The 23746-nt window shown below is 45.5% G+C and carries 22 protein-coding genes; 14 read left to right on the top strand and 8 right to left on the bottom strand.

Translation table 11 applies throughout. From position 1 onward, the window contains the following. Window positions 1-36: 36 nt before the first annotated feature. Together LCL96_RS18860 and hemQ are read right to left on the bottom strand one after the other, a co-directional pair. The gene (locus tag LCL96_RS18860; RefSeq protein WP_224944074.1) at window positions 37-459 is read right to left on the bottom strand and encodes a cell wall hydrolase; all 423 of its coding nucleotides are present in this window, start codon (window positions 457-459) and stop codon (window positions 37-39) included. 814 nt (window positions 460-1273) lie between these two features. Then, window positions 1274-2020 (bottom strand): hydrogen peroxide-dependent heme synthase, encoded by a 747-nt coding sequence (gene hemQ, locus LCL96_RS18855; protein ID WP_224944071.1) that lies wholly within the window; start codon window positions 2018-2020, stop codon window positions 1274-1276. A gap of 300 nt (window positions 2021-2320) precedes the next feature. On the opposite strand from hemQ, the gene pta reads away from it, so the two are divergent. Together pta and LCL96_RS18845 are read left to right on the top strand one after the other, a co-directional pair. Further along, window positions 2321-3292 carry a phosphate acetyltransferase gene (gene pta / locus LCL96_RS18850; protein ID WP_224944068.1) on the top strand — a complete coding sequence of 324 codons (972 nt, stop codon included), beginning with the start codon at window positions 2321-2323 and terminating at the stop codon, window positions 3290-3292. 227 nt (window positions 3293-3519) lie between these two features. Beyond that, a complete protein-coding gene (locus tag LCL96_RS18845; protein ID WP_224944067.1) occupies window positions 3520-4362 on the top strand; it encodes a biotin/lipoate A/B protein ligase family protein in 843 nt (280 codons plus the stop codon). Window positions 4363-4729: 367 nt separating this feature from the next. On the opposite strand, the gene LCL96_RS18840 is transcribed toward LCL96_RS18845, so the two are convergent. Next, on the bottom strand, window positions 4730-5545 hold the full coding sequence (locus tag LCL96_RS18840; protein ID WP_318246446.1) for an RsfA family transcriptional regulator: 816 nt from the start codon (window positions 5543-5545) through the stop codon (window positions 4730-4732). Between the two features lie 245 nt (window positions 5546-5790). Between LCL96_RS18840 and LCL96_RS18835 the strand changes: the two genes are divergently transcribed. The 3 genes from LCL96_RS18835 to LCL96_RS18825 all read left to right on the top strand — a co-directional run bounded on the left by LCL96_RS18835 (window position 5791) and on the right by LCL96_RS18825 (window position 8147). Then, window positions 5791-6015 (top strand): DUF1450 domain-containing protein, encoded by a 225-nt coding sequence (locus tag LCL96_RS18835; RefSeq protein WP_224944066.1) that lies wholly within the window; start codon window positions 5791-5793, stop codon window positions 6013-6015. Window positions 6016-6280: 265 nt separating this feature from the next. Beyond that, entirely contained in the window at window positions 6281-7579 is a 1299-nt protein-coding gene (locus LCL96_RS18830) for an HD domain-containing protein (RefSeq protein WP_224944065.1), read from the top strand. Window positions 7580-7637: 58 nt separating this feature from the next. Beyond that, complete coding sequence (locus tag LCL96_RS18825; protein ID WP_224944064.1) at window positions 7638-8147, top strand: YwgA family protein; 510 nt, start codon at window positions 7638-7640, stop codon at window positions 8145-8147. 60 nt (window positions 8148-8207) lie between these two features. Here the strand turns inward: LCL96_RS18825 and LCL96_RS18820 are convergent, their stop codons facing one another. Together LCL96_RS18820 and LCL96_RS18815 are read right to left on the bottom strand one after the other, a co-directional pair. After that, window positions 8208-8396 (bottom strand): Vpu, encoded by a 189-nt coding sequence (locus LCL96_RS18820; RefSeq protein ID WP_224944062.1) that lies wholly within the window; start codon window positions 8394-8396, stop codon window positions 8208-8210. Window positions 8397-8591: 195 nt separating this feature from the next. Beyond that, a complete protein-coding gene (locus tag LCL96_RS18815; RefSeq protein ID WP_034765056.1) occupies window positions 8592-8777 on the bottom strand; it encodes a 2-hydroxymuconate tautomerase in 186 nt (61 codons plus the stop codon). A 277-nt stretch (window positions 8778-9054) separates the two neighbouring features. On the opposite strand from LCL96_RS18815, the gene LCL96_RS18810 reads away from it, so the two are divergent. Together LCL96_RS18810 and LCL96_RS18805 are read left to right on the top strand one after the other, a co-directional pair. Next, window positions 9055-9660, top strand: a complete 606-nt coding sequence (locus LCL96_RS18810; RefSeq protein ID WP_224944516.1) for a site-2 protease family protein — start codon at window positions 9055-9057, stop codon at window positions 9658-9660. 14 nt (window positions 9661-9674) lie between these two features. After that, a complete protein-coding gene (locus LCL96_RS18805) occupies window positions 9675-10178 on the top strand; it encodes a YwhD family protein (RefSeq protein WP_224944060.1) in 504 nt (167 codons plus the stop codon). A 650-nt stretch (window positions 10179-10828) separates the two neighbouring features. Here the strand turns inward: LCL96_RS18805 and LCL96_RS18800 are convergent. Next, window positions 10829-12889 carry a transglycosylase domain-containing protein gene (locus tag LCL96_RS18800; RefSeq protein ID WP_224944058.1) on the bottom strand — a complete coding sequence of 687 codons (2061 nt, stop codon included), beginning with the start codon at window positions 12887-12889 and terminating at the stop codon, window positions 10829-10831. A gap of 409 nt (window positions 12890-13298) precedes the next feature. On the opposite strand from LCL96_RS18800, the gene speE reads away from it, so the two are divergent. The 6 genes from speE to LCL96_RS18770 all read left to right on the top strand — a co-directional run bounded on the left by speE (window position 13299) and on the right by LCL96_RS18770 (window position 18875). Next, the gene (gene speE / locus LCL96_RS18795) at window positions 13299-14129 is read left to right on the top strand and encodes a spermidine synthase (RefSeq protein WP_224944055.1); all 831 of its coding nucleotides are present in this window, start codon (window positions 13299-13301) and stop codon (window positions 14127-14129) included. Window positions 14130-14230: 101 nt separating this feature from the next. Then, complete coding sequence (speB, locus tag LCL96_RS18790; RefSeq protein WP_034765069.1) at window positions 14231-15103, top strand: agmatinase; 873 nt, start codon at window positions 14231-14233, stop codon at window positions 15101-15103. A 128-nt stretch (window positions 15104-15231) separates the two neighbouring features. Beyond that, complete coding sequence (locus LCL96_RS18785) at window positions 15232-16272, top strand: SDR family oxidoreductase (protein ID WP_224944046.1); 1041 nt, start codon at window positions 15232-15234, stop codon at window positions 16270-16272. Window positions 16273-16480: 208 nt separating this feature from the next. Beyond that, window positions 16481-16918 (top strand): DUF1934 domain-containing protein, encoded by a 438-nt coding sequence (locus LCL96_RS18780; protein ID WP_224944043.1) that lies wholly within the window; start codon window positions 16481-16483, stop codon window positions 16916-16918. Between the two features lie 4 nt (window positions 16919-16922). Beyond that, complete coding sequence (gene argS, locus LCL96_RS18775; RefSeq protein ID WP_224944041.1) at window positions 16923-18593, top strand: arginine--tRNA ligase; 1671 nt, start codon at window positions 16923-16925, stop codon at window positions 18591-18593. A gap of 102 nt (window positions 18594-18695) precedes the next feature. Next, window positions 18696-18875 (top strand): XapX domain-containing protein, encoded by a 180-nt coding sequence (locus tag LCL96_RS18770; protein ID WP_032086963.1) that lies wholly within the window; start codon window positions 18696-18698, stop codon window positions 18873-18875. Window positions 18876-18938: 63 nt separating this feature from the next. Here LCL96_RS18770 and uvsE read toward each other — a convergent pair whose 3' ends face one another. Next, a complete protein-coding gene (gene uvsE / locus LCL96_RS18765) occupies window positions 18939-19895 on the bottom strand; it encodes a UV DNA damage repair endonuclease UvsE (RefSeq protein ID WP_224944039.1) in 957 nt (318 codons plus the stop codon). A gap of 11 nt (window positions 19896-19906) precedes the next feature. Beyond that, a complete protein-coding gene (gene cls / locus LCL96_RS18760) occupies window positions 19907-21112 on the bottom strand; it encodes a cardiolipin synthase (protein ID WP_224944037.1) in 1206 nt (401 codons plus the stop codon). Window positions 21113-21414: 302 nt separating this feature from the next. On the opposite strand from cls, the gene LCL96_RS18755 reads away from it, so the two are divergent. Next, a complete protein-coding gene (locus LCL96_RS18755) occupies window positions 21415-23532 on the top strand; it encodes a 4Fe-4S dicluster domain-containing protein (protein ID WP_224944035.1) in 2118 nt (705 codons plus the stop codon). Window positions 23533-23746 lie beyond the last annotated feature (214 nt).

The following is a 23746-nucleotide window of genomic DNA, read 5'->3' as shown; positions in this document are numbered from 1 at the left end:
TTGGTTCGCCAAACCGAATACCTCCTTTGAATGAACTTAATATACTTTCGGGCAATCACCTTTAGTGGGTTGATAGAAACAGTGGGATTTGAATCGTCCCGAGTTGGACTGGTTATACCACTTGGCAGGGCAATTGCCGGCGGGTTTAAAGAACCAAAGGGAATAAGACGCAGGGTGGTACCTGCCACCTTTAATGGTCTTCCGCGCCAAATCGATTTCCTTTTGCCTGGCCCGTTGATAAAAGTAACCTTTCTGGGTTGCTTCGAATCCACCAGGACTTTGAAACACCATATCCTGTAGATTCACTAACTTCTTGAAGTCAAGGCAATCCGATCGAACCCGGTTCACCCCGACGTTCCCTACCATCAGCATACCTTGCTGTCCTTCACCCTCGGCTTCAGCCCTCATCAGTCGAGCAAGGAGCTTCACTTCCTTCTCGTTATAAGGAATAACAGCCATCTTCCCACCTCACTTTAGAAGATGCTATGTCTCACTATTTCATGTCTATGTTGGGTGGGAATAATATATTCGTGTGTTTTTTGGAGAAGCAGGGTTCTTTTTAAAGTCTTTTCTCGCAAAGATTTTTCGTTATTCTTACATAGGCTATGATCCTGCATATGCTCTGTCACCTGAGTCTTTGCCCGAGGGTGAAGGGAACTGCTCCGCTTTCCACGGACGTTCGGCCGAGCCTCCTCAGCACAGTTCGCTTCTGGGGTCTCGGCACGCCCGTTTTCCGTAGGAGTCTACGCAGTTCCCTTCATCCTCTAAAGTTGCAAGTGTTGACAGAGCTAAATGGTTAATAAAAAACCAGTAATAATAAAGATCAATAGTATAGTAGCTATAATCGATCCTGCGTCCAAGAAAATGACTTGATTGTATAATTATTACATTTACACGGTAACACTGAAGCATTTATGCTTGGACAGTTGATTGGAGCGGAAGGTACTCGACTCCTGCGGGATACGCTGGACAGAACGAAAAGCGGAGGTGGCTTGCTCAGGCCCGACAAGCATAAGATGAATGGGCTGGGAAGGCGTATTTTGCCTTCTTGGCCCATTTAGCTTATGACCTCGAGGGCCTAGCCGCCAGAGCTGGATCTTGAGACCCCACAGGGCGAAGCCCGAGGAGGCTCACCGCCAGCCCCGCGGAAAGCGAGTACCTGGAGCGGAAATCAACCACCTCTCGCTACAATAAAAAGCAATGTTTACGAGGGAAATAGCCTTTTAAAAATAAAAAACGACAAGCTGTAGGCAGCTTGTCGTTCTATTTATAATTAATTCACATGAAGGAATTTTTCGATCGCTTCTTCTTTCAACAAGTTTCCTACGTAGAAGGCACCGAATTCTCCGAAGCGCGCACTTACTTCATCAAAACGCATTTCGTATACAAGCTTTTTGAATTGAAGCACATCATCAGCGAATAGAGTGACACCCCACTCATAATCGTCAAAACCAACGGATCCCGTGATGATTTGTTTCACTTTTCCTGCGTACTGGCGGCCAATCATCCCATGACTTCTCATCATGTCACGACGTTCTTCCATCGGCAGCATGTACCAGTTATCATTGCCCTGGCGGCGCTTGTCCATTGGGTAGAAGCAGATGTGGTTCGCTTTCGGTAGGATTGGGTAGATACGCTCCTGTACATATGGATTCTCGTAAGGGTCGCCTTCTGAAGGCATGTAGTTGCCAAGTTCCACTACAGAAACATAAGAGAATGTCGGAATCGTGAATTCAGCAATTTTCAGCTTGTTGAATTCTGTTTCAAGCTCATTTAATTCCTCCATTGTCGGACGAAGGATCATTAGCATGAAGTCCGCCTTTTGCCCAACAATCGTGTAGAGGGCATGACTTCCTTCTTTCGCATCCTGTGTACTGTTTAATCCATCTAAGAAACGGTGGAATTCTGAAATCGCCGAAGCTCTTTCTTCACTCGGAAGCATCTTCCATGAAGTCCAGTCCATCGCGCGAAAATCATGCAGGGAATACCAACCATCTAATGTTTGTGCCGGTTCTGCCAACGTAATCACTCCTTAAAGTACTATTTCCAACTTTACTATATCATAGTTTGACCTTAGAGGAAGATAACAAAACCCGATGTCGCTAAAATGGCACAAATCGTGGATAACAGGGGGATTTCTGGAACACACTATCCTAGGTAGCATGCTTATGAGTATGAAAGAACGGGTAAAGCAGAAAAGGAATTGTTAGAATACAAAGACTTTTAGTGTGAAACCGATAACATTTCTCCTTTTCCTTGAATTCCTATATGAGAAGAGTATTCTAAGATTGGATATGTATAAATCAAGGAGGTTCCTCTATTGAGCAACTTATTTACCACATTAACAGATAAAGTAAAAGGCAAAGAGTTAAAAATCGTTTTCCCTGAAGGAACGGATGAGCGTATTCTTACTGCTGCATCCCGTCTGGCAAGCGACGGCATCCTGACGCCGATCGTTGTTGGAAACGTAGACGAGGTAAACGCACAAGCTGACAAGATTGGTGTAAAGCTTGACGGATGTGACGTCGTAGACCCTGCTTCTTTCCCTGGTATGGACGAGCTTGTAAAAGCATTCGTAGAGCGTCGTAAAGGAAAGGCGACAGAAGAAGATGCGAAGAAAATCCTGTTGGACGGAAACTACTTCGGAACGATGCTTGTTTACACAGGACAAGCACACGGTCTTGTAAGCGGAGCAGCCCATTCAACGGCGGATACGGTTCGCCCTGCCCTCCAGATCATCAAAACAAAAGAAGGTGTCCGCAAAACGTCTGGTGTCTTCATCATGGTACGTGAAGACGAGAAGTATGTATTCGCAGACTGTGCCATCAACATTTCACCTGACAGCCAGGATCTTGCAGAAATCGCGATTGAAAGTGCGAAAACAGCTGAAATGTTCGACATCGACCCACGCGTTGCGATGTTGAGCTTCTCTACAAAAGGCTCGGCAAAATCACCTGAAACGGAAAAAGTGGTGGAAGCTGTTTCTGTCGCAAAAGAAAAAGCACCTGAACTGACTGTTGACGGAGAATTCCAATTCGACGCTGCCTTCGTTCCATCGGTTGCAGAGAAAAAAGCACCTGATGCCGACATTCAAGGTAATGCCAACGTTTTCGTATTCCCAAGCCTTGAAGCAGGAAACATCGGATACAAAATTGCCCAACGCCTAGGAAACTTCGAAGCAGTAGGCCCGATCCTTCAAGGATTGAACGCACCTGTGAACGATCTTTCACGCGGTTGTAACGAAGAAGACGTGTATAAGCTTGCATTGATTACGGCTGCTCAGGCGCTGTAAGGTATATGATGTGTATGACCGGGTCCTTATAGGGGTCCGGTTTTTTGTTTGCCTGTTGGAGTTTTTATTTTTGACAGGTAAAGAGTGAGGGATATTCAACTGTTAAAAAAACTTAGATTTTAACAAGCAAACCAGAAGCGAACCCTTGGATTGTCCAACCTCTTTTTCAGCAACCCCCTTTCATATGGTATAATGAGCTCGCATGTTGTCAGTGAAGGAGAAGCGTTATGGATAAGGAAAAAGCGTATGCACTGCTTCGTCAAGACCGATGGAGAGTGATTGATCAATCAAGTTTAGGACCGATGTTTGGGGCCCTGCAGTCGTTTGCCATGGATGATACATTATGTACGGCAATTGGAGCAGGTCAGTCTGACCCGACGGCACGCTCGTGGGTCCATCATCAAACGGTTGTATTAGGTATTCAAGATACGAAGCTGCCGTTCCTTTCTGATGCCTTAAAGGGATTGGAAGAGGCAGGCTATCAATATATTGTACGAAACTCAGGTGGGTTAGCAGTAGTATTGGATGAAGGGGTACTGAACCTATCATTGGTGTTCCCGGATTCTGAAAAGGGGATAGACATTAACCGTGGCTATGATGCCATGTGGTTACTCGTTCAGGAAATGTTCAAGGATTTCGATGTGGAGATCGAAGCGAAGGAGATCACACAGTCTTACTGTCCAGGCAGCTATGATCTCAGTATCAATGACCAGAAGTTCGCAGGGATCTCCCAGCGGAGAATCCGGAACGGGGTAGCTGTTCAGGTGTACCTCTGTGTGGGCGGAAGCGGTTCTGAACGGGCAAAGCTGATCCAGCGATTTTATGAGACCGGGTTGAAGGATGGGGAGACGAAGTTTACGTTTCCTGTTATTGAACCCGATGTGATGGCATCTCTATCGGAGCTACTTGGAGTCGAATTCTCGATTCAAGACGTGATGCTCCGCTTCCTGCAATCGTTGAAGGGGTTCAGTGGTGAATTTTACAGCAGTGCTCTTCAAGGGGAAGAGTATGGGATGTACGAGAACTATTATCAACGGGTTGTTGATCGGAATGAGAAAGTGTTGGGATAGATTGGGAGAGTTGGACTTCGGTTTGTATCGGGGTCCGTTTTTTATTGGGTGAAAATGGTAAAAAGCGCAATAAATAAAATAATGACGCAATCATGGTTGATTTCGACGCAATAAATTCAGAATTGACGCAATTACCCCGGATTTTGACGCAATAAAAATTAAAATGACGCAATCGCCGTTTATACTAGCCCCTCCATGAACCAAAACTCCGTTCTAAAGCATCTAATATACAGTTAAAATAGGTTTTAGGTAACTGTTTTGAACCAAAATGGACAAACTTTAAGTTTTGTAGAAAAAGATTCTATATCCATTCACCAATCCCAATAAAAAACCAGCACGCCCACAGGCGCACTGGTTGGGAATCCCTCTATTCAGCCACTTTTTCTAAATTGCCGTTTCGGTCCATCTTAAAACGGGGTGCCTTTGACTCGTCTTCATCGAATACGACAAGCTTTCTGGCACGGTTCATGATTTGCATAAGTGTTTCGTAGTCTTCCTGCATCGTGACGGAATTATTCTCAAGGGCTTTGACTTTCTTTTCAAGCTCGGCATTTTCCTTGCGGATATCGGAAATTTCCTGCCTTAATCGTTGGTTTTCGATTTTTACATAGTCTGAGTTCATGTTGGTCTGTGCCAGATTCTGAAGGAAGGCAATGACTTTTTCGAGTGTCACTTCCCCTTTTAATCCGGATGGCTTTACTATATGGTTAGCGGCAGGTGCCTGTTGTGTGACGAAGACTTGCTCCTCGCTTGCTTCCACTTCAAAATTCTGCGGCGCTTCTTCGGTTTCTTTCCCCAGCTGTTCTGTTGCCGGTACGTAGTTTTCGTAATCGGCGAATTCCATTTCTTCTTCGGCTTCAGACATTGATAGAGACATAGCATCTAAATCTTCAATGGAAGGTGTTGGTGGCTGATACAGCAATTTTTTCTTGCCGCCTTGATCTTTTCCGAGAATGCGGTGGCGCTGCTTGCGTTGTTTTTTTGCTAGTTGAAGAGCTTTCTCGTACTGGTGGCGAACGACGGCGTTCCAGCGGAATCCACATGCAGCGGATGTGCGGTTCAGCTTGTCTCCGACTTCTTCAAAGGCATTTAATTGTGTGCTGCCTTCACGTACATGGCGTAAAACCGTTTCGGCTAATAATAGATCGTTTTCTTCTGTCCAGGCATCCTGTCTTGTTTTCATCATCATTTCATCTCAACTCCCAAAGTTTTCTTAAAGTATTCGTTGATTAAAGGATGGACCATTTTCACCGTTTTTATACGAATATGCTAAAATTATTTTCTGTCTGCTAGTTTCGTTGTATCAGTGGGATTAGCACGAGCTGGAAACGATGTGTTCTTGCAAAACATGACAGAAAACTGTATTCTATAAATCGATGTTTACGATGAATAAAATCCATTTCAATAGATAGAAAGGGTTGTGGACAGATGGCAAACGAATTTCGTGTTTGCGATGATTGTCAGGCCGTTAATTTAAAGACCTTGATTCCAAAATTGAAAGAAATTGACCCGGATGCACCGATCGACATTGCGTGCCAATCTTATTGTGGTCCAGGGCGCAAGAAGACATTCGCTTTTGTGAATAATCGTCCTGTAGCGGCGTTGACTGAGGAAGAACTCATGGAAAAAGTAATGAAGAAAATAAAGAAATAAAGGAAAACTTCCAATCAGGGAGTTTTTTCTTTTCTTTAAAAAAATGTAGGTTTGCACCATCACAGAAAAGGAAACTGGTTAAGGGGTAGAGAATTAAAATAGGAGAGGTTTTTTGTCAAGCGGCCAACTTTTTTTGAAGGATTTGGAACGCTTGTGGTTGATCAATCAAAGGCCAAATACCTATTTTTTTCGACAAAATTCGAGATGAAGACCAGTACGTAAGTCGCTATAATAGAAATATGCTAGTTTAGGAAGAGGGTAGAAGATGGAGTATGCCAAGCAGAAATTACATGAAGAAAAAGTATTTAAAGACCCTGTTCACCGGTATGTTCATGTAAGGGATCGTGTGATTTGGGATTTGATCGGGACAAAAGAATTCCAGCGACTCCGCAGGATCAGGCAGCTCGGCACCACCTACCTGACCTTTCATGGTGCAGAGCATAGCCGGTTCAACCATTCTCTTGGCGTGTATGAAATCATTCGCCGAATCGTGGACGATGTCTTCGCAGGGAGACCCGAGTGGAACCAGGATGAGCGATTATTATCCCTTTGTGCCGCGTTATTGCATGATCTCGGCCACGGACCGTTTTCCCACTCCTTTGAAAAGGTGTTTCACCTCGATCACGAACACTTCACCCAAGCGATCATTCTCGGGGATACCGAAGTGAATGCAGTGCTGAGCAAAGTGGAGCCGGATTTTCCGAAGCATGTGGCGGAAGTGATTGCGAAGACGTACAGCAACAAGTTGGTCGTGAGCCTGATTTCAAGCCAGATCGACGCCGACCGAATGGATTATTTGCAGCGTGATGCCTATTTTACAGGAGTAAGCTACGGTCATTTCGACATGGAGAGGATTCTTCGTGTCATGAGGCCCCGTGAGGATCAGGTCGTCATCAAGCAAAGCGGGATGCATGCTGTGGAAGACTACATCATGAGCCGTTATCAGATGTACTGGCAGGTGTATTTCCATCCCGTGACGAGAAGTGCAGAAGTGATCCTGACGAAGATTCTACATAGGGCGAAGGAGCTTCATGAAGAGTTTTACTCCTTCAAGCAAAGCCCGATCCATTTCTACTCCCTTTTTGAAGGAGAAGTGTCGCTTCAGGACTATTTAAAGCTGGATGAAGCGGTCATCATGTATTATTTTCAAATTTGGCAGGAAGAAGAAGACCCGATTTTGCGGGACCTGTGCGAGCGGTTCATGAACCGGAACTTGTTTAAGTACGTGGAGTTCGATCCTGCGAAGGAATACAAGAAGCACAGTGAGCTCGAAGCCCTTTTTAAAAAAGCGGGAATCGATCCCGATTATTACCTTGTGGTGGATTCATCTTCAGACCTTCCATACGATTTCTACAGACCAGGCGAGGAAGAGGAACGGCTCCCGATTCATCTGTTAATGAAGAATGAGGAGCTGCGCGAATTGTCCAGACAGTCGGACATCGTGGATTCCATTTCCGGAAAGCGACGGACCGACCATAAATTATACTATCCAGTGGATTTACTATATGACGAATCAACAAAGAAGAATATTAAGAGACAGATAAGGAAGATCTTGGAGCTGTAAACGACGCAGGCAAAGAGGATCTAAAATATGCAATACTAGGAGTAGGAGATGACGTACATTGTTGAAAGATCATGCCAAACTGATGAGTGCCTTCTTAGCCTCGGGTGAAGTGGTGGGAAGGAAGAAGCTTCAAAAGATGATATTCATCGCCAAGAAGCTTGAATTCCCGTTTCAGGAAAAATTTCAATTTCATTTTTATGGACCGTATTCGGAAGAATTGACGCTTCGGGTCGAGGAACTCTGCAATATGGGATTTATCTCGGAAGTGAAAGAGAAAAAGGGCGGGTACTACCAATACCGTTACACCGTCACGAAAGAAGGGGAAGACTTCCTGCAGATTTATGAGAAGGAAATGCCTAACTTAAAGGATTGCCTCACGGATATGAACGTTCAATCAGCACGCTTTCTTGAACTGGTTTCAACCGTCTTATATTTTGATAACCTTCCAAAAGAAGAAGTCGTGGAAAAAGTATTCACTCTCAAGAGTAAGCAGAAATATACAGAAGAAGAAATCGACGAAGCCTTCACGTACATCGAAGGATTGAAAACGAAAAAAATCGTTCAGTAGAGAACGTTCTTATATGATAGGAAAGGGGATCGCCTGTTTTGGGGCGATCCCCTTCTAACATTATTTTGGAGTCTGATCCATTCTTTCAATGATCCGATCAAGCTTTTCTTCGATTTGTTTGTCTTGTTTTCGCTGCTGGATTCTTCGATTACGTAACCCTTTCGCCATCACAAAAGCAACTACCACTATGGCTAAAAGGAAAGCCATCATGAACAACTGGATGATGACATCGCCGATCTGAAAGTCCATTTCACTCCATCCTTTCCATACGTGTATGGTATATCGTATTCTTCAGATGCAAAAGGTACCCATTTTTTCTAAAGGCGGATGAATGGAGTTTTTATTCAATAACAAAGAAGAGTAAATTCATATAAGTGTAGAGTTTCGTGTGAGGGCTACTGTTGGTATAGTGGTGCCTGCCTGATCGGCAGGCTTTCAAGCATGTTATTGATCGCTGAGTCTCTTGCCTCCGACGGCATAGTGACCTTTCGTCATTTCCTCGATGAACACCACGATTTTCTCTTCAGGTGCACCGGTTGTTTCACTGACAGCTTCTGTTACTTTTTCCACGAGGGCACGCTTTTGTTCTTCAGAACGGCCTTCGAGCATTTTTACGGTGATATAAGGCATTATGATTCGCTCCTAGGGTTTGGATTTGGTACAATCTGTGGTAGGCTCGTACGATTCTGTCCACTATTTAAATGTAATGGGTAGGGAGTCAGAGAGCAAGTTTGGTATGATGAAAACAGGAATTGTCATGAATGCAGGAATTTTTCTGTATACTATGGAATAAGGAAGTAAAACATTTTTTAAAGGAGTACATACTTTGGATACAATAAGCTCACTTTTTGAGTCGATTTCCGTCTTCCGTTTGGAGGACCTTCCGTTTGTCGTGATCTCTCTCGTCATGGCCTTTACCGTCCATGAGTTCGCCCACGCCTTTGTGGCATATAAATTCGGGGATACGACAGCGAAGGATCATGGAAGACTCACATTAAACCCGATTCAACATTTGGACCCGTTTGGGACCCTTTTAATATTGATTGCAGGATTTGGATGGGCGCGCCCTGTGCCGGTCATGAGAAACAGATTTAAAAATCCGCGCCTGGCGGGAGTGCTCGTTTCCGTTGCCGGCCCCTTAAGCAATTTCCTGCTGGCATTTTTGGCATTCGGATTATTTTACTTTTTTGTTGTAGTGACGGGTGGTGTCGGTGTGCCTCCGTTTATCATTGACCTTCTGCAGATGATCGTTTACTTGAATGTATTGCTGTTCGTATTTAATTTACTGCCATTCCCTCCCCTGGATGGGTACCGGATCATTGAGGATCTGGCCCCGAATCATATCAGGGCGAAATTGACCCAATATGAGCAATACGGTGTATTACTCTTTTTGATCATTGTCATCACCCCGCTGGATGAATATACGATCTGGCCATTGTTGCAAGGCGGCATGACCGCGACGAACCAGGCATTCAGTACGATATTCAAGACGATATTTTCAATCTTTAGCTAGAGGAGTGACGTTACATGGAAAAGAAAAAGAACATAGGATTCAATATCATCAAAAGTGATCCCACAGACGGGCACGGCGGTTACGGAGTAGGGTCATTGAGCCTTGATAATGTTTCGCCTGTCATGATCGATGTCGAAGAAGGGGAAGCGACCATTCAAGTCGGAGCCATGCATGCGAGAAGCCCGATGGAAAAAGGAATCAAATTCACGAACAACCGGGAAGACTCGGCTGGCGGTAAGCCGTACTGGTTGATCTGGGTGACCATCGACCGCATGGAAGACGGCCCGTACTATGCAGGCGTAACGGCCTGTGAACTGGTCGTGAACCGTGAGAAGCGAAGAGGCTACAAGTCCATGCCTGAACATGTGAACAATATGGATAAATCCATCAAGCGCAAAATTGTCCTCGATCAACTGGACGACAAGTCAAAAGGCATTTTGACAGACTTCCTGAAAAATCATGATGCAGGCATGTGGGAACGTTCCAAAGATGAACTGAAGAAAGCGTTAAAAAAATAAAGAAATCCTTTTGTGAACAAACTGTGACATTTGTTTGAATATGTCGTTCACATCTTGCCCTCTGGTAAGAAAAAAAGTACACTTAAATCACAGTTTGCACATAAACTAGGACATGAAAGACCCCGGGTTCGCACAAACCCGGGGTTTTTCTTTGTGTTTTGATGGTATACAGCTGGAATTGGGGACGTGAATTGGGATTGTTGCGGCAGATTGGGCCGAAGTTGCGGTACTTTTCAGGTTTGTTGCTGCAGTTTTAGGCCTGGTTGCGGCGCTTTTTGGTAAACTTGCGGCAAAAGGTGCGTCGTTGTGCTACTTTTCGGGAGACTTGTGCCACTTCAGGCTAAACTCGTGCCACTCTCGGCTAAACTTGTGCCAAAATTTGATCTTCCGCTTTTCGAATTGTCCAGCTCCGGCGGCTAGAGGCTCGAGGTCATAAGTCAAGAACGCCAAAAAGGCAAAGAGCGCCTTTCCGGCGTTCTCGCCTTATGCTTGTCGGGCCTACCCAAGCCGCCTCCGCTTTTCAAGTTGTCCAGCTCCGGCGGCTAGTCCCTCGAGGTCATAAGTCAAGAACGCCAAAAAGGCAAAGAACGCCTTTCTGACGTTCTCGCCTTATGCTTGTCGGGCCTACCCAAGCCGCCTCCGCTTTTCGGTTAAAAAATCCAATCCTTCACTTTCTCATACCAAGACTTCTTCTCTTTCTCTTGCACCTTTTCTTTCGGAGCTTCTTTTTCCCCTAAATGTTCATGACAGTATTCCGTCGGTTCGGTACCTTTCACGAAGTAGGTGAACCGCTGCACCGGGCAGTCTTTCGTGGCGAGCAGACCGTTGTGTGGGTTCACGGCAACTCCCACGACACCTTTTGTTGGTTTGAAGTGTTTGACGGGTTCATCCTTCAGGGCTTCTTCCATGAAGTGTACCCAAATTTTCTTGGCATAGTACTTATCATCGACCAAGGAAATTTCTTTTTCTTTGTCGTATCCCGTCCACACACCCGCTGTCAGTTGAGGAGAGTAGCCGATCATCCAGTTGTCTGTATTGGTGGTGCCTGATTTCCCTGCGTAGGGACGGGTGGCGTCTTTGCGGATCTGGATCCCTGTGACGGTCGAGTAATCATTGAGCTTCGGATCGAATATCCCCGACAGCATATGGGTCATGACGTAGGTGAGGTCGGGGTCGAGTACCTGTTCTTTTTTCGATTTATGTTCGTAGATGACGTTGCCGGACCAATCTTCCACTTTCGTGATGAAGACGGGCTTTACCTTGTAGCCGCCGTTGGCAAAGATGCTGTAGGCGTTGACCATATCGATGACTCTTGCACCGGATGTCCCGAGTGCCGATGACGGGTATTTCTTCACTTTCGTCGTTAACCCGAATTTCTCTTTTGCCGTCTTGGTCAAGGTGTCCTGGCCAATGAAGAGGTGGGTCTTTACGGCGTAAACGTTATCGGACAGGGCGATCGCCTGTGCCAACGTGATGTCATCATCTGCGTATTTATTATTGTAATTATGAGGGGTGTACGTTTTCCCGTCATCGAACGTGAAGGACGTCAATTCGCTCTTCATCGTGGTGGACGGCGTAAACCCCTGCTTTAAAGCAGAATAGTAGAGAAGCGGCTTGATGGTCGATCCAGGCTGGCGGATCGCCTGCACAGCCCGGTTAAATGGACTTTCCTCGTAATTCCTTCCCCCGACCAGAGCCGTCACATTCCCATTTTTCGGATTCATGGAAACGAATCCAAGCTGGATATCAGATTGGTCTGAAATCTGTTCCTTCACGACTTTCTCGGCGACTTTTTGATGATCGGGGTTGAGGGTCGTGTAAACCTTCAATCCGCCCATCTCGATGGTACGTTCTTCAATGCCTAAATCGGAACGCAGGATGCTTCTTACCACATCTTGAAAGTACGGTGCGATTTCCGTCTTTTGATGGGCATGCTCCCCTATAATGCGAATCTGTGCCGATTTGGAAACGGCTTCTTGTTCTTTAGATATGAAACCGTCCTTGGACATGGATGTTAGGATGAGTTCCTGTCGCTTCTTGGCATTATCGATGTGGGTTACAGGTGAATAGTAGGACGGTGCTTTCGGAATCCCGGCGAGCATGGCCGCTTCCGAAACGGACAATTGATTTGCATCCTTTCCGAAATAAAACTGACTGGCTGCCTGGACCCCATATGCGCCGTGACCATAATAGATGGTATTTAAGTAGCCTTCTAGAATGTCTTTCTTGGAGTAGTTCATTTCGATCCGGATCGTGTAGAGAGCCTCCGAAATCTTTCTCTTCCACGTTTTATCATGTGAAAGAAATAGATTGCGAGCGTATTGCTGTGAAATGGTACTGGCTCCCTGCACCTTGGACATGGCTTTGACGTCGGCTAGGGCGGCCCCTGCCATCCGCTTCAGGTCAAATCCATAGTGCTGGTAGAAGCTTTTGTCTTCAATGGAGATGGTCGCTTCAATAAGGGCAGGGGAAATGTCTTTAAGTCCCACCCAGTAGCGCTTCTCGCCTGTATTCGTTTCTCCTATGACGGATCCGTCCTCACTGTAGATCAAAGTAGATTGAGGAACGGCAAGGGGCGGGGGCCCCTGGACCTTGGCGTAAATCAATATCCCCATGATTCCGATCAAAAAAAGGACCGTCATCGAGAGCACCCCGACCACTACAAATCTCGCATATTTCTTTGACTTCTCCATTCGAGCCATCAGTTCCATACCTCTCCCTACTTTCCCTACAGAGGTCCGCCAACATTGAGGGACGGACCTTGGATTTTTTTATATTGGTCAACTCGTTTATACTGATTAACGTGTAGTATTAGTATGAAAAGATTTACGAGATTTTAAACCTCAAAGGTTTAGAAAAAATTTCACTTGAAATTTTACTAGATTCCACTATACTTTTTCTCATGTTTGTATTTATCATGATAGGGAAGGATAAAAATGACGTCCTTTGCGGATGTTTTTATAAATAGGAGTAAAGCCCGTTCTGTCAGGCTTTTGCTTAACTTTGTCCTGATATGAATGTGTGAAAACTCAAACTAGTGGTATATGATTTTGACAGCGAAGATTGACCTCTGCTGGAAAAAACGATAAAAAAATGAAAACAAGAAGGGAAGTTGAAACAATGAGTGGACTTTGGTACACAGAGAAACAAACAGAAAACTTCGGGATCACGATGAAAATCAAGAAGACTTTACATACAGAGCAAACGGATTTTCAATATCTTGAAATGGCTGAAACAGAAGAGTGGGGCAATATGCTGTTCCTTGACGGGATGGTCATGACGAGCCAGAAGGATGAGTTCGTTTATCATGAAATGGTTGCGCATGTTCCATTATTCACGCATCCTAACCCTGAGAAGGTATTGGTTGTCGGCGGCGGAGACGGTGGCGTCATCCGTGAAGTATTGAAGCACCCAAGCGTGAAGAAAGCGGTTCTTGTTGAAATCGACGGAAAAGTGATCGAGTACTCGAAGAAGTATCTTCCGGAGATCGCCGGAGAACTAGAAAACGAGCGCGTGGATGTACAAGTGGACGATGGCTTCATGCACATCGCGAAAAGTGAAAACGAATATGACGTTATCATGGTTGATTCCACTGAGCCGGTTGGACCAGCAGTAAACCTGTTTACAAAAGGATTCTACGCAGGAATCTCGAAAGCATTGAAAGAAGACGGAATCTTCGTTGCCCAATGTGACAACCCATGGTTCAAGGCAGACCTTATCCGCCAGGTACAAAGCGACGTGAAGGAAATCTTCCCGATCACTCGCCTGTACACAGCAAATATCCCGACATACCCAAGCGGCCTATGGGCATTCACGATCGGTTCCAAAAAGCACGACCCGATTGAAGTACCGGAAGAGCGTTTTCACGACATCGAAACCAAATACTACACACCGGAACTGCACAATGCAGCATTCGCGCTGCCTAAATTCGTTAAAGACCTGACAAAATAAGTTTGAGGGACGGACCTCAAATTTTAAGGTGAAATCCTATAATATCAAGGAGGGACGGGCCTGAACCAAGGTCCGTCCCTCTAATAGAGAGGTTGAAGAATATGCGTTTTGATGAGGCTTATTCAGGTAATGTGTTTATTAAGAGTCATCCTTCTTATGAGGATAGCCAGGTAGTCCTTTACGGGATGCCGATGGATTGGACAGTGAGCTACCGTCCGGGTTCCCGTTTCGGTCCTGCCCGTATCCGCGAAGTGTCGATCGGTCTGGAAGAATACAGTGCGTACCTCGACCGCGAGCTTGAAGAAGTGAAGTATTATGACGCCGGTGACATTCCGCTTCCATTCGGAAACCCGCAGCGAAGCATTGATATGATTGAAGATTATATCGACGGCCTGCTTGGAGATGGGAAGATCCCATTCGGAATGGGTGGGGAGCACCTGGTTTCATGGCCGGTTATGAAAGCCATCGCGAAGAAATATCCGGACCTTGCGATCATCCATATGGACGCTCACACGGATCTTCGTGAAGAATACGAAGGGGAACCGTTATCCCACTCGACTCCGATCCGTAAGATCGCTGAGCATATCGGACCGAAGAACGTTTATTCATTCGGGATCCGTTCCGGAATGAAAGAAGAATTCCAATGGGCGAAAGAAAACGGCATGCACATTTCGAAATTCGAAGTGCTTGAGCCATTGAAGGAGATCCTTCCTCAGCTTGCAGGACGTCCTGTCTATGTGACGATCGATATTGACGTATTGGACCCTGCCCACGCGCCTGGTACAGGAACTGTGGATTGCGGTGGAATCACTTCGAAGGAATTACTGGCATCCATCCATGCAATTGCTCATTCTGACGTCAATGTCGTAGGAGCAGACCTTGTGGAAGTAGCGCCAATCTATGATCCATCTGAGCAAACAGCGAATACGGCCAGTAAGCTGATCCGTGAAATGCTTCTTGGTTGGGTGAAATAATAACCATTAAAAGCCCTTTCTAATTGACAGAAAGGGCTTTTCTTTTATACTATATGTTTAAAGTTTTAAACATATAAACCAACTAGAGGGACGGACCTCTTGTATAAAAAAGAAAGAAGGATGATCATATGAATCCATCAACCGTGCTTGTAACCGGCGGAACAGGTTTTGTAGCCTCCTGGCTCGTGAAAGAATTGCTCGAACAAGGTCACGACGTGAGAACGACCGTCCGCAGCCTGCAAAAAGAAGAAAAATACCAGCATCTAAAAGACATTGAATATTCGACTCCAGGAACATTGACCATTTACGAAGCAGACCTTTTAAAGGAAGGCAGCTTCGATCAAGCCGTCGATGGCTCGGAGTACGTTTTCCATACCGCGTCACCCTTTCTCATCAACGGCATCAAAGACCCTGAAAAAGAACTGGTGGAGCCGGCAAAAAAAGGAACGCAAAACGTGTTAACCTCAGTAAATAAGGCAGAGTCCGTCAAGCGTGTCGTCCTGACCAGCAGCGTCGTGGCGATCTTCGGGGACCACATCGATATGAAAGGGAAGCCACATTTCACAGAAGAGGATTGGAATACGACAAGCTCAACGGATCATCAGCCTTACAATTACTCTAAAACTGTGGCAGAAAAAGAAGCATGGAAGATGATGAAAGATCAGGACCGCTGGGATCTTGTTACCATTAATCCTTCCTTTGTCATGGGTCCTGCCCTGACAAAACGGACGGACTCGACAAGCACATCTACGATTCTATCGTTTCTGACCGGCGGCTTTAAGACCGGGGTGCCAGATCTCGCAACAGGAGTAGTGGACGTGAGGGACATCGCGAAAGCCCATATGCTCGCAGCATTCACCCCTGAAGCCAAAGGACGCTACATCCTTTCAGGCGGGGAAATCACGTTCATCGAAATCGCGAAGCTGATTGAAAAGAACTTCCCTAATGAGTATCCCCTTCCGACCAGGGTCGTTCCTAAGCCTCTCATCTGGCTGATCGCTCCCACAGTGGGCCTCACAAGACCATATGTGAGCAAAAACGTCGGATACCCGGTCAGATTTGAAACAAAGAAAAGCATCGGGGAGCTCGGGATGACCTATAAAAGTCTCGAAACCACATTCACTGATCAAGTGAACCAAATGAAACGGGACGGCCTCATAAAAAAATAGAGATCTAGAAAGAGCCTTGCCTTCTATGAAGTCGAGGCTCTTTCCCATAAATCCGCTTACATTCCCTCCAAAAAATGAAAACTCACCCTGTTCCATTGCAATTTCCCCCAATACTTCTTATACTTAATTAGTTAGAAGGAAGGGACGTCCATTCGAGGGACGGACCCATCACTTGATCGGACCCTAAAAAGAAAAGGATGTGAGTGGTTTGACGGCAAAAGCGGATTCTACACCTGTCAAAGTTCACTTGAAAACCAAGATCACAATAGGAGAGGAAAGTGACTCTTTTGAATTGGTATCATTTGGTCGATACTATGAAAAAGGGGATGCCATTTTTCTAAAGTACGATGAGGTGCAAGAGGAAGGGACCACTCATACGATTGTCAAAGTCACAGATCGACAGGCCCTCATTCTCAGAAGCGGTGCAGTCAAAATGAGAATGGCCTTCAACGAACTCGAGGAACAGAACGGATCTTACGAGAGCCAGCTCGGTACCCTCTTACTTACAACTAAAACGAACACACTTTCACATACACAGAGTGACTCGAAGCTTGAAGGGAACTTCAACCTTTCATACGAGTTAAAGATGCAGGACAGCCCGGTTGGGGATTATGTTATGTCCATTCACTATAAGGAGGAAGCATAGGGATATGAATATCGTCGAAAAAGTACAAGAAAACCTGAAAGCCGAAATCAAAGCAGCGGTTCTGAAAGCAGGACTCGCAACAGAGGATCAGATCCCGGATGTGATTCTTGAAACACCGAAGGAAAAGTCACACGGTGATTATTCAACGAATATGGCGATGCAGCTTGCACGCGTAGCGAAAAAAGCTCCGCGTATGATTGCCGATGACATTGTTGCAAACTTTGACCAGTCCAAAGCTTCCATTGAAAAAATGGAGATTGCAGGACCCGGTTTCATCAATTTCTACATGAACAACGAATACTTAACAGACTTGATCCCGTTGATTCTCGATCAAGATCAGGAATACGGTCAATCAGATGCTGGAAACGGCGAAAGAGTAAACGTCGAGTTCGTTTCTGCCAATCCTACTGGAGATCTTCACCTTGGTCATGCCCGTGGAGCGGCTGTCGGCGATTCCCTATGTAACGTCCTTGAAAAAGCAGGTTATAACGTAACCCGTGAATACTATATCAATGATGCCGGAAATCAGATCCATAACCTGGCAATTTCAGTAGAAGCCCGCTATTTCCAAGCGCTTGGACAAGACAAAGCGATGCCTGAAGACGGGTATCACGGTGCGGACATCATTGAAATCGGAAAGAAATTGGCGGAAGAATTCGGCTCCAAGTATGCGGAAGTAAGTGATGAAGAGCGTTACAAGTTTTTCCGTGAATACGGCCTGAAGATTGAAATGGCCAAGCTTCAAAACGACCTTGAAATGTTCCGTGTTCCATTCAATGTCTGGTACTCTGAAACATCCCTTTATGAAAATGGGAAAATCGATGCAGCATTGAAAACATTGAGAGACAACGGTCACGTATACGAAGAAGACGGTGCTACCTGGTTCCGTTCCACAGAGCTTGGAGATGACAAAGACCGCGTTCTCATCAAGAATGACGGCACTTACACGTACCTGACTCCGGATATTTCCTATCACCAGGATAAATTTGAGCGTGGACATGATGTGTTGATCAATATTTGGGGTGCGGACCATCACGGATACATCCCTCGTATGAAAGCAGCCATTGAAGCACTCGGCTTTAACCGTGACAAACTGGAAGTTGAAGTGATTCAACTTGTTCACCTTTATAAAAATGGTGAAAAAATGAAGATGAGTAAGCGTACAGGGAAAGCCGTTACGTTACGTGAGCTGGTGGAAGAGGTTGGCCTTGATGCGGTCCGTTATTTCTTTGCCATGAGAAGTGCTGACACGCATATGGACTTTGACCTGGACTTAGCCGTATCACAATCCAACGAAAATCCTGTGTACTACGCTCAATATGCTCATGCGCGTATTTGCAGCATCCTGCGTCAGGCAGAAGAACAGGGACTGGCGTCTGAAGACAAGATCGACTTAAATCTGATCGGTACAGAAAAAGAAGTCGACTTATTGAAAAAGCTGGGTGAATTCCCACAAATGATCGCTGATGCAGCAGAGAAGCGCACGCCTCACCGTGTAGCGAACTACATCAATGATCTGGCATCTGCTTTCCACAGCTTCTACAATGCCAACAAAGTTCTTGATGAGGAAAATCGTGAGCTGACGACAGCTCGTCTCGCTTTAGTGAAAGTGGTACGTGTTACGTTGCAAAACGCTCTTGCCTTGATTGGTGTAGCAGCCCCTGAAAAAATGTAAATTCATCTTAAAGGTCCGTCCCTCACAGGATGGACCTTTTTTTCTTATATTTCTCACGGTTTAACGTATAATAATGGTAGATGATTGTAGGAGGAGAATGGTATGAAAACGGTCGTTTTAGCGATTGTCACCGGATTTTTGGTAGGGTTTATTTTTGCATTGTTCAAGCTGCCGATACCGGCACCACCAGCCCTGGCCGGAATTGCCGGAATTGTGGGCATTTACCTTGGGTTTAAAGCCTTTATGGCGATCCAGCCCTGGATTGAGTCTGTGTTCAAATAATCCGTACATAAGAGAAGCCGCAGCTTCCAAACAAAAAAGATGGACACCACGTGTCCATCTTTTTTACGACCATTCAAGCGTACCCCCACTAATCCGCTTTACCCCCCTAATAGAAGAGAGGTCTTCAATCAGTTGCAGCATGGCCTGATCTTTATGCTTCGCTTCCACCATAAAATCAACGTCCTGATCCATTTTCTTCAGCGTTTTGAAGAAGCCTTCCACAAATTCCGGATCAACCAAATCCGCATGTGAACGGAATGCCTTTTCCGATTTAGGAGAAGAGATATGGATTTTAGGAACTAAATCTCTCCTGTCCCAGGTGGCAAAAATACGTTCAAGCTGATCTTCAAGAGGCACATCACCCGGGTTCGCTTCGTGATGATGAATGTCGAGGACCATGGGAATATCCTCTTTCTCGCAAACACCCAACGTTTCGTTGACGGTATACGTCTTGTCGTCATTTTCCAATGTCATGATTTCCTTCACGTCAAGCGGGAGACTCTTCAAATTTTCATGGAAACGGACCAATGTTGCTTCCTTATCCCCATAGCTGCCCCCGATATGAATATTGATGACGGACTTCTTTTCAATCCCCATATACTCAAGCATCCTGTAGTGATACACCATATCCTTCACGGCATTGTCCGTCACATGTTCCTTAGGACTTGTAAACAACGTGAACTGATTCGGATGAAAGCTCGATCGGATTCCGAACTCCTTGATCTGATCACCGAGCTCTTTCCACTCATGTTGAAAAGGAGAGTAGAAATCCCATTCCACTTCCGGATGGGTGGCGAGGGGGACGAGGGAGCTTGATAATCGGTACAGTTTAATTTCATGAGCAGCACACAGATAGAGGATTCGCTTCGTATGCTCCAGATTTAACGCCGTCACTTCCTTCAGGCGATCCATGCGCTCATTTCTAGGTAACTCTGTGTAACGTTTGTATGTCATGGTCTTGGCCGGGCTTGCGTCCCATAAGGAGAGGGAGTTCGCCACGAATCCGAATCGGACTTTCATGTGTCATCCCCCTAAAGTAAGATCGAAATGGATGACCCGATCCGCTCTTTTATACGGGTAAGGAGGGAGACTGATGCAAGATCGTTCTCGCTCAACATATCGGATGCCTCCATGTCTTTTTTCATTTCCTTTTTCAATGTTTGAATGAACCCTTTATCGAAAATTAGATTATTGATTTCAAAATTGATGAAAAAACTTCTCTTATCAAAGTTCGCCGTTCCGATATCACAGAAGTGATCATCGACGACCAGCACCTTGGCATGGTAAAAACCGTTCATGAATTGATACACTTGTGCTCCTTTTGCGAGCAGAGGTCTGAAATACGGAAAGGCCGCTTCCTTCACCAGCATATGATCTGCATTGTTTGGGATGATGATCTTGACGGTGACACCCCTGTCTAATGCACCCAATAGGGCATCCATTAATTTGGGGGTGGGGATGAAGTACGGCGTTCCGATGATAATTTCAACTTGTGCTTCATCGATGAATTTCCCAAAGAAGTCCTCAATATTGATGCCTTCCGTCGGGAAAATCTGATGCTGGATGCTTCCTTTTTCAGCATCTGGGAAATACGTTGCTTCGTCCTTCAGATCCTTTCGTGTTGCTCGGAACCAGTCGACACAGAATTCTGTCTGTAGATCGTGAACGCCTTCCCCTTCAAGGCGGAGGTGATAATCCCTCCAAGGAGAAAGCTCAGGAATATCGTTTTCATCGATGTATTCCTTCCCGATATTATACCCGCCCAAATAACCGATCACGCCGTCGATGACAGTGATCTTCCGGTGATTCCGCTGTTGGGAGGAAAAGAACAGGTAGGGAAGCTTCACCCTGCGGCAGAAATCCACCTCTACACCCGCATCCCGAATTTCCTTCACCTTCGATTTAGGAACGTTATGACTCCCGATCTGATCCATAAGAAGCCTAACCTCGATCCCTTCTTGGGCCTTCCCTTTCAGTAATTCCAAGAACCTCAGGGCAAAATGGTCATCCTGTACGATATAAAATAAAACATGAATGGAGGACTTGGCTTCTTTCATCTCTTTAAACATTTGATCAAAAAGCTCGGGTCCCCTTGAAAACAGTTGAATATCACTCATTCGCTTCTCATAATCTCTTCTTGTCCGCGTCCGGATAAAATGACTTCTTCCTAATTTAAAATCGATCATCAGCCATCCGATGACTGCGGCAACGATCATCAGCAGGATTAACCACCACATAGAATCACTCTCTCATTTGCATTATCTTTAGTATGTCCTGAAATTTATGTACATTGCATTCTTTCTTCTTTTCCCATTTACAAGCGCTTTTGAAACCTGTGGCGGGGACAAATAGTCCTGTTTCTTTTCAGAAAATGAATATCCGTTCATGAAAAGGTTTTCATTTTTCTTAACAAAAACCATTGACTGAATGCTCATTCATAATATAATGGAGATATGAACTATTCAGAATATTAATTTGGTTTGTAAAAGTTTGAACAAAGGGGAAGTTCGACGGACCAAAGAAGGGGGAGTGTTTGTCTATGAATGGGTTACTCATTCTCAATTGGGTCGCATTTGTTCTTGTGACCGTTTATGCACTGAGTCTGTTTGTGTATGTAGTAAAGACGAGAATTGAATATATTAAGCTCGGGAAGAAAGTAGAGTTCGACAAACGATTCAAAGAGCGATTCCAGAAGATCCTGGTCAATGTCTTTGGACAGAAGAAACTTCTGAAGGATAAGAAAAGTGGAGCGATCCACGTCATGTTCTTCTATGGATTCATCCTGGTCCAATTCGGGGCCATTGACTTCATCTGGAAAGGACTGGCACCGGGCAGTCACCTGCCGCTTGGTCCTTTATATCCTGGTTTTACATTCTTCCAGGAAATTGTCACACTGATGATTCTTGTCGCGGTTGTGTGGGCATTCCATCGCCGCTATGTGGAAAAGCTTGTCCGTTTAAAAAGAGGATTCAAATCAGGACTCGTTCTGTTATTCATCGGTGGATTAATGCTTTCCGTCCTTGTTGGGAACGGAATGGGCATCATCTGGCACGGTGAAGAGCTTGCCTGGACGGAGCCGATTGCGTCACTGATTGCAGGGGCTCTTGGAGGCATCGGAGAAACGGCTTCCATCGCCATTTTCTATGTGGCATGGTGGATTCATTTACTATTCTTATTGGCCTTCCTTGTGTATGTGCCGCAATCCAAGCACGCACATTTAATCGCAGGTCCTGCCAATGTTTATTTTAATCGCTTAGACAACCCTGGAAAGCTGAAGCCGATCGACTTTGAAGATGAATCAGCTGAAAGCTTCGGGGTAGGGAAAATTGAAGAATTTACACAGCATCAAATGATCGATTTCTACGCATGTGTGGAATGTGGTCGCTGTACTAATATGTGTCCGGCAACAGGTACAGGGAAAATGCTTTCCCCAATGGACCTGATCGTAAAATTACGTGATAACCTGACAAATCACGGAGCGGTCGTGACACAGAAGAAACCTTGGGTACCGACATTCGCATTCAACGGCACAAAAGGCAACCAGCTTGCCATGGCAAGTGCGACTCAAGCGGCTGAAGAAGCGGCAGCAGGGGCTACGTACAGCCCAAGCTTGATCGGGGATGTCATCACAGAAGAAGAAATCTGGGCATGTACAACGTGCCGTAACTGTGAAGACCAATGTCCGGTGATGAACGAACACGTAGATAAAATCATCGACCTTCGCCGTTACCTCGTACTGACGGAAGGAAAGATGGATGCAGACGCACAGCGCGCCATGCAAAACATCGAGCGCCAGGGGAATCCTTGGGGTCTGAACCGTAAAGAGCGTGAAAATTGGCGTGAAGCGAGAAAAGACGTCACGATCCCTACGGTAAAAGAAATGAAAAAAGCCGGAGAAGACTTCGAATTCCTATTCTGGGTCGGATCCATGGGTTCATTTGATAACCGAAGCCAAAAGATTGCGCTATCCTTTGCCAAGCTGATGAACGAAGCGGGAGTGAAGTTTGCGATCCTTGGAAATAAAGAGAAAAACTCTGGTGATACACCGCGACGTCTCGGAAATGAATTCTTATTCCAAGAGCTTGCCGGTCAAAACATCGCCGAATTCGAAAAGCATGAGATCAAGAAGATTGTCACGATCGATCCACATGCGTACAACATCTTTAAAAATGAGTATCCGGACTTCGGTCTGGAAGCAGAGGTCTACCACCATACAGAACTTCTGCACCAGCTTGTACAGGAAGGTCGCCTGAAACCGCAATACGAAGTGAACGAAACGATCACCTTCCACGACTCTTGTTACCTTGGCCGATATAACGAAGTGTATGATCCACCGCGTGAAATCCTGAAATCGATTTCCGGTGTGAAATTGGTTGAGATCGAACGTAACCGAGAAAAAGGAATGTGCTGTGGAGCAGGTGGAGGACTGATGTGGATGGAAGAAGACGCAGGTCACCGCGTCAACGTCTCCCGTACCGAGCAGGCACTGGCTGTCAGTCCGTCGGTCATCAGCTCAGGTTGTCCTTACTGCCTGACGATGCTATCGGATGGTACGAAAGCGAAGGAAGTGGAAGAAACGGTTTCGACTCTGGACGTAGCAGAAATCCTGGAAAAAGCCGTTTGTGGCGATCAAAAGGATCAGCCGGCAGCTTCTTAAAAAGAATATTATTGATCCAATAATGAATTGAAGTGAACATTCAGGAGTGAAACAAAATAGCCTCTATTGCGTTTCACTCCTATTGTTTTTCTACAATAATAAATTTGATGGAAAAATAAAAACTTTCTAAAAAATCGGGTGCGCTCACACTCAATATGAAGTACAATAGAGATATATTGGGGACAAAAATTGTCCCTTCTCTTGTGAGAATTAG

The sequence above is a fragment of the Rossellomorea aquimaris genome (assembly GCF_020172085.1).
Taxonomy (GTDB): Bacteria; Bacillota; Bacilli; order Bacillales; family Bacillaceae_B; genus Rossellomorea; species Rossellomorea aquimaris_E.
Note: the sequence above shows the minus strand (reverse complement) of the source record. Positions and strands in the feature narration are given on the sequence as shown.

What these genes read in the sequence shown, in the direction of transcription:
- LCL96_RS18860 (WP_224944074.1), bottom strand. Translation starts at nt 459, where the DNA reads ATGGCTGTTATTCCTTATAACGAGAAGGAAGTGAAGCTCCTTGCTCGA.
- LCL96_RS18845 (WP_224944067.1), top strand. Translation starts at nt 3,520, where the DNA reads ATGGATAAGGAAAAAGCGTATGCACTGCTTCGTCAAGACCGATGGAGA.
- LCL96_RS18840 (WP_318246446.1), bottom strand. Translation starts at nt 5,545, where the DNA reads ATGAAAACAAGACAGGATGCCTGGACAGAAGAAAACGATCTATTATTA.
- LCL96_RS18835 (WP_224944066.1), top strand. Translation starts at nt 5,791, where the DNA reads ATGGCAAACGAATTTCGTGTTTGCGATGATTGTCAGGCCGTTAATTTA.
- LCL96_RS18830 (WP_224944065.1), top strand. Translation starts at nt 6,281, where the DNA reads ATGGAGTATGCCAAGCAGAAATTACATGAAGAAAAAGTATTTAAAGAC.
- LCL96_RS18820 (WP_224944062.1), bottom strand. Translation starts at nt 8,396, where the DNA reads ATGGACTTTCAGATCGGCGATGTCATCATCCAGTTGTTCATGATGGCT.
- LCL96_RS18815 (WP_034765056.1), bottom strand. Translation starts at nt 8,777, where the DNA reads ATGCCTTATATCACCGTAAAAATGCTCGAAGGCCGTTCTGAAGAACAA.
- LCL96_RS18810 (WP_224944516.1), top strand. Translation starts at nt 9,055, where the DNA reads ATGGCCTTTACCGTCCATGAGTTCGCCCACGCCTTTGTGGCATATAAA.
- LCL96_RS18805 (WP_224944060.1), top strand. Translation starts at nt 9,675, where the DNA reads ATGGAAAAGAAAAAGAACATAGGATTCAATATCATCAAAAGTGATCCC.
- LCL96_RS18800 (WP_224944058.1), bottom strand. Translation starts at nt 12,889, where the DNA reads ATGGAACTGATGGCTCGAATGGAGAAGTCAAAGAAATATGCGAGATTT.
- speE (WP_224944055.1), top strand. Translation starts at nt 13,299, where the DNA reads ATGAGTGGACTTTGGTACACAGAGAAACAAACAGAAAACTTCGGGATC.
- speB (WP_034765069.1), top strand. Translation starts at nt 14,231, where the DNA reads ATGCGTTTTGATGAGGCTTATTCAGGTAATGTGTTTATTAAGAGTCAT.
- LCL96_RS18785 (WP_224944046.1), top strand. Translation starts at nt 15,232, where the DNA reads ATGAATCCATCAACCGTGCTTGTAACCGGCGGAACAGGTTTTGTAGCC.
- argS (WP_224944041.1), top strand. Translation starts at nt 16,923, where the DNA reads ATGAATATCGTCGAAAAAGTACAAGAAAACCTGAAAGCCGAAATCAAA.
- LCL96_RS18770 (WP_032086963.1), top strand. Translation starts at nt 18,696, where the DNA reads ATGAAAACGGTCGTTTTAGCGATTGTCACCGGATTTTTGGTAGGGTTT.
- uvsE (WP_224944039.1), bottom strand. Translation starts at nt 19,895, where the DNA reads ATGAAAGTCCGATTCGGATTCGTGGCGAACTCCCTCTCCTTATGGGAC.
- cls (WP_224944037.1), bottom strand. Translation starts at nt 21,112, where the DNA reads ATGTGGTGGTTAATCCTGCTGATGATCGTTGCCGCAGTCATCGGATGG.
- LCL96_RS18755 (WP_224944035.1), top strand. Translation starts at nt 21,415, where the DNA reads ATGAATGGGTTACTCATTCTCAATTGGGTCGCATTTGTTCTTGTGACC.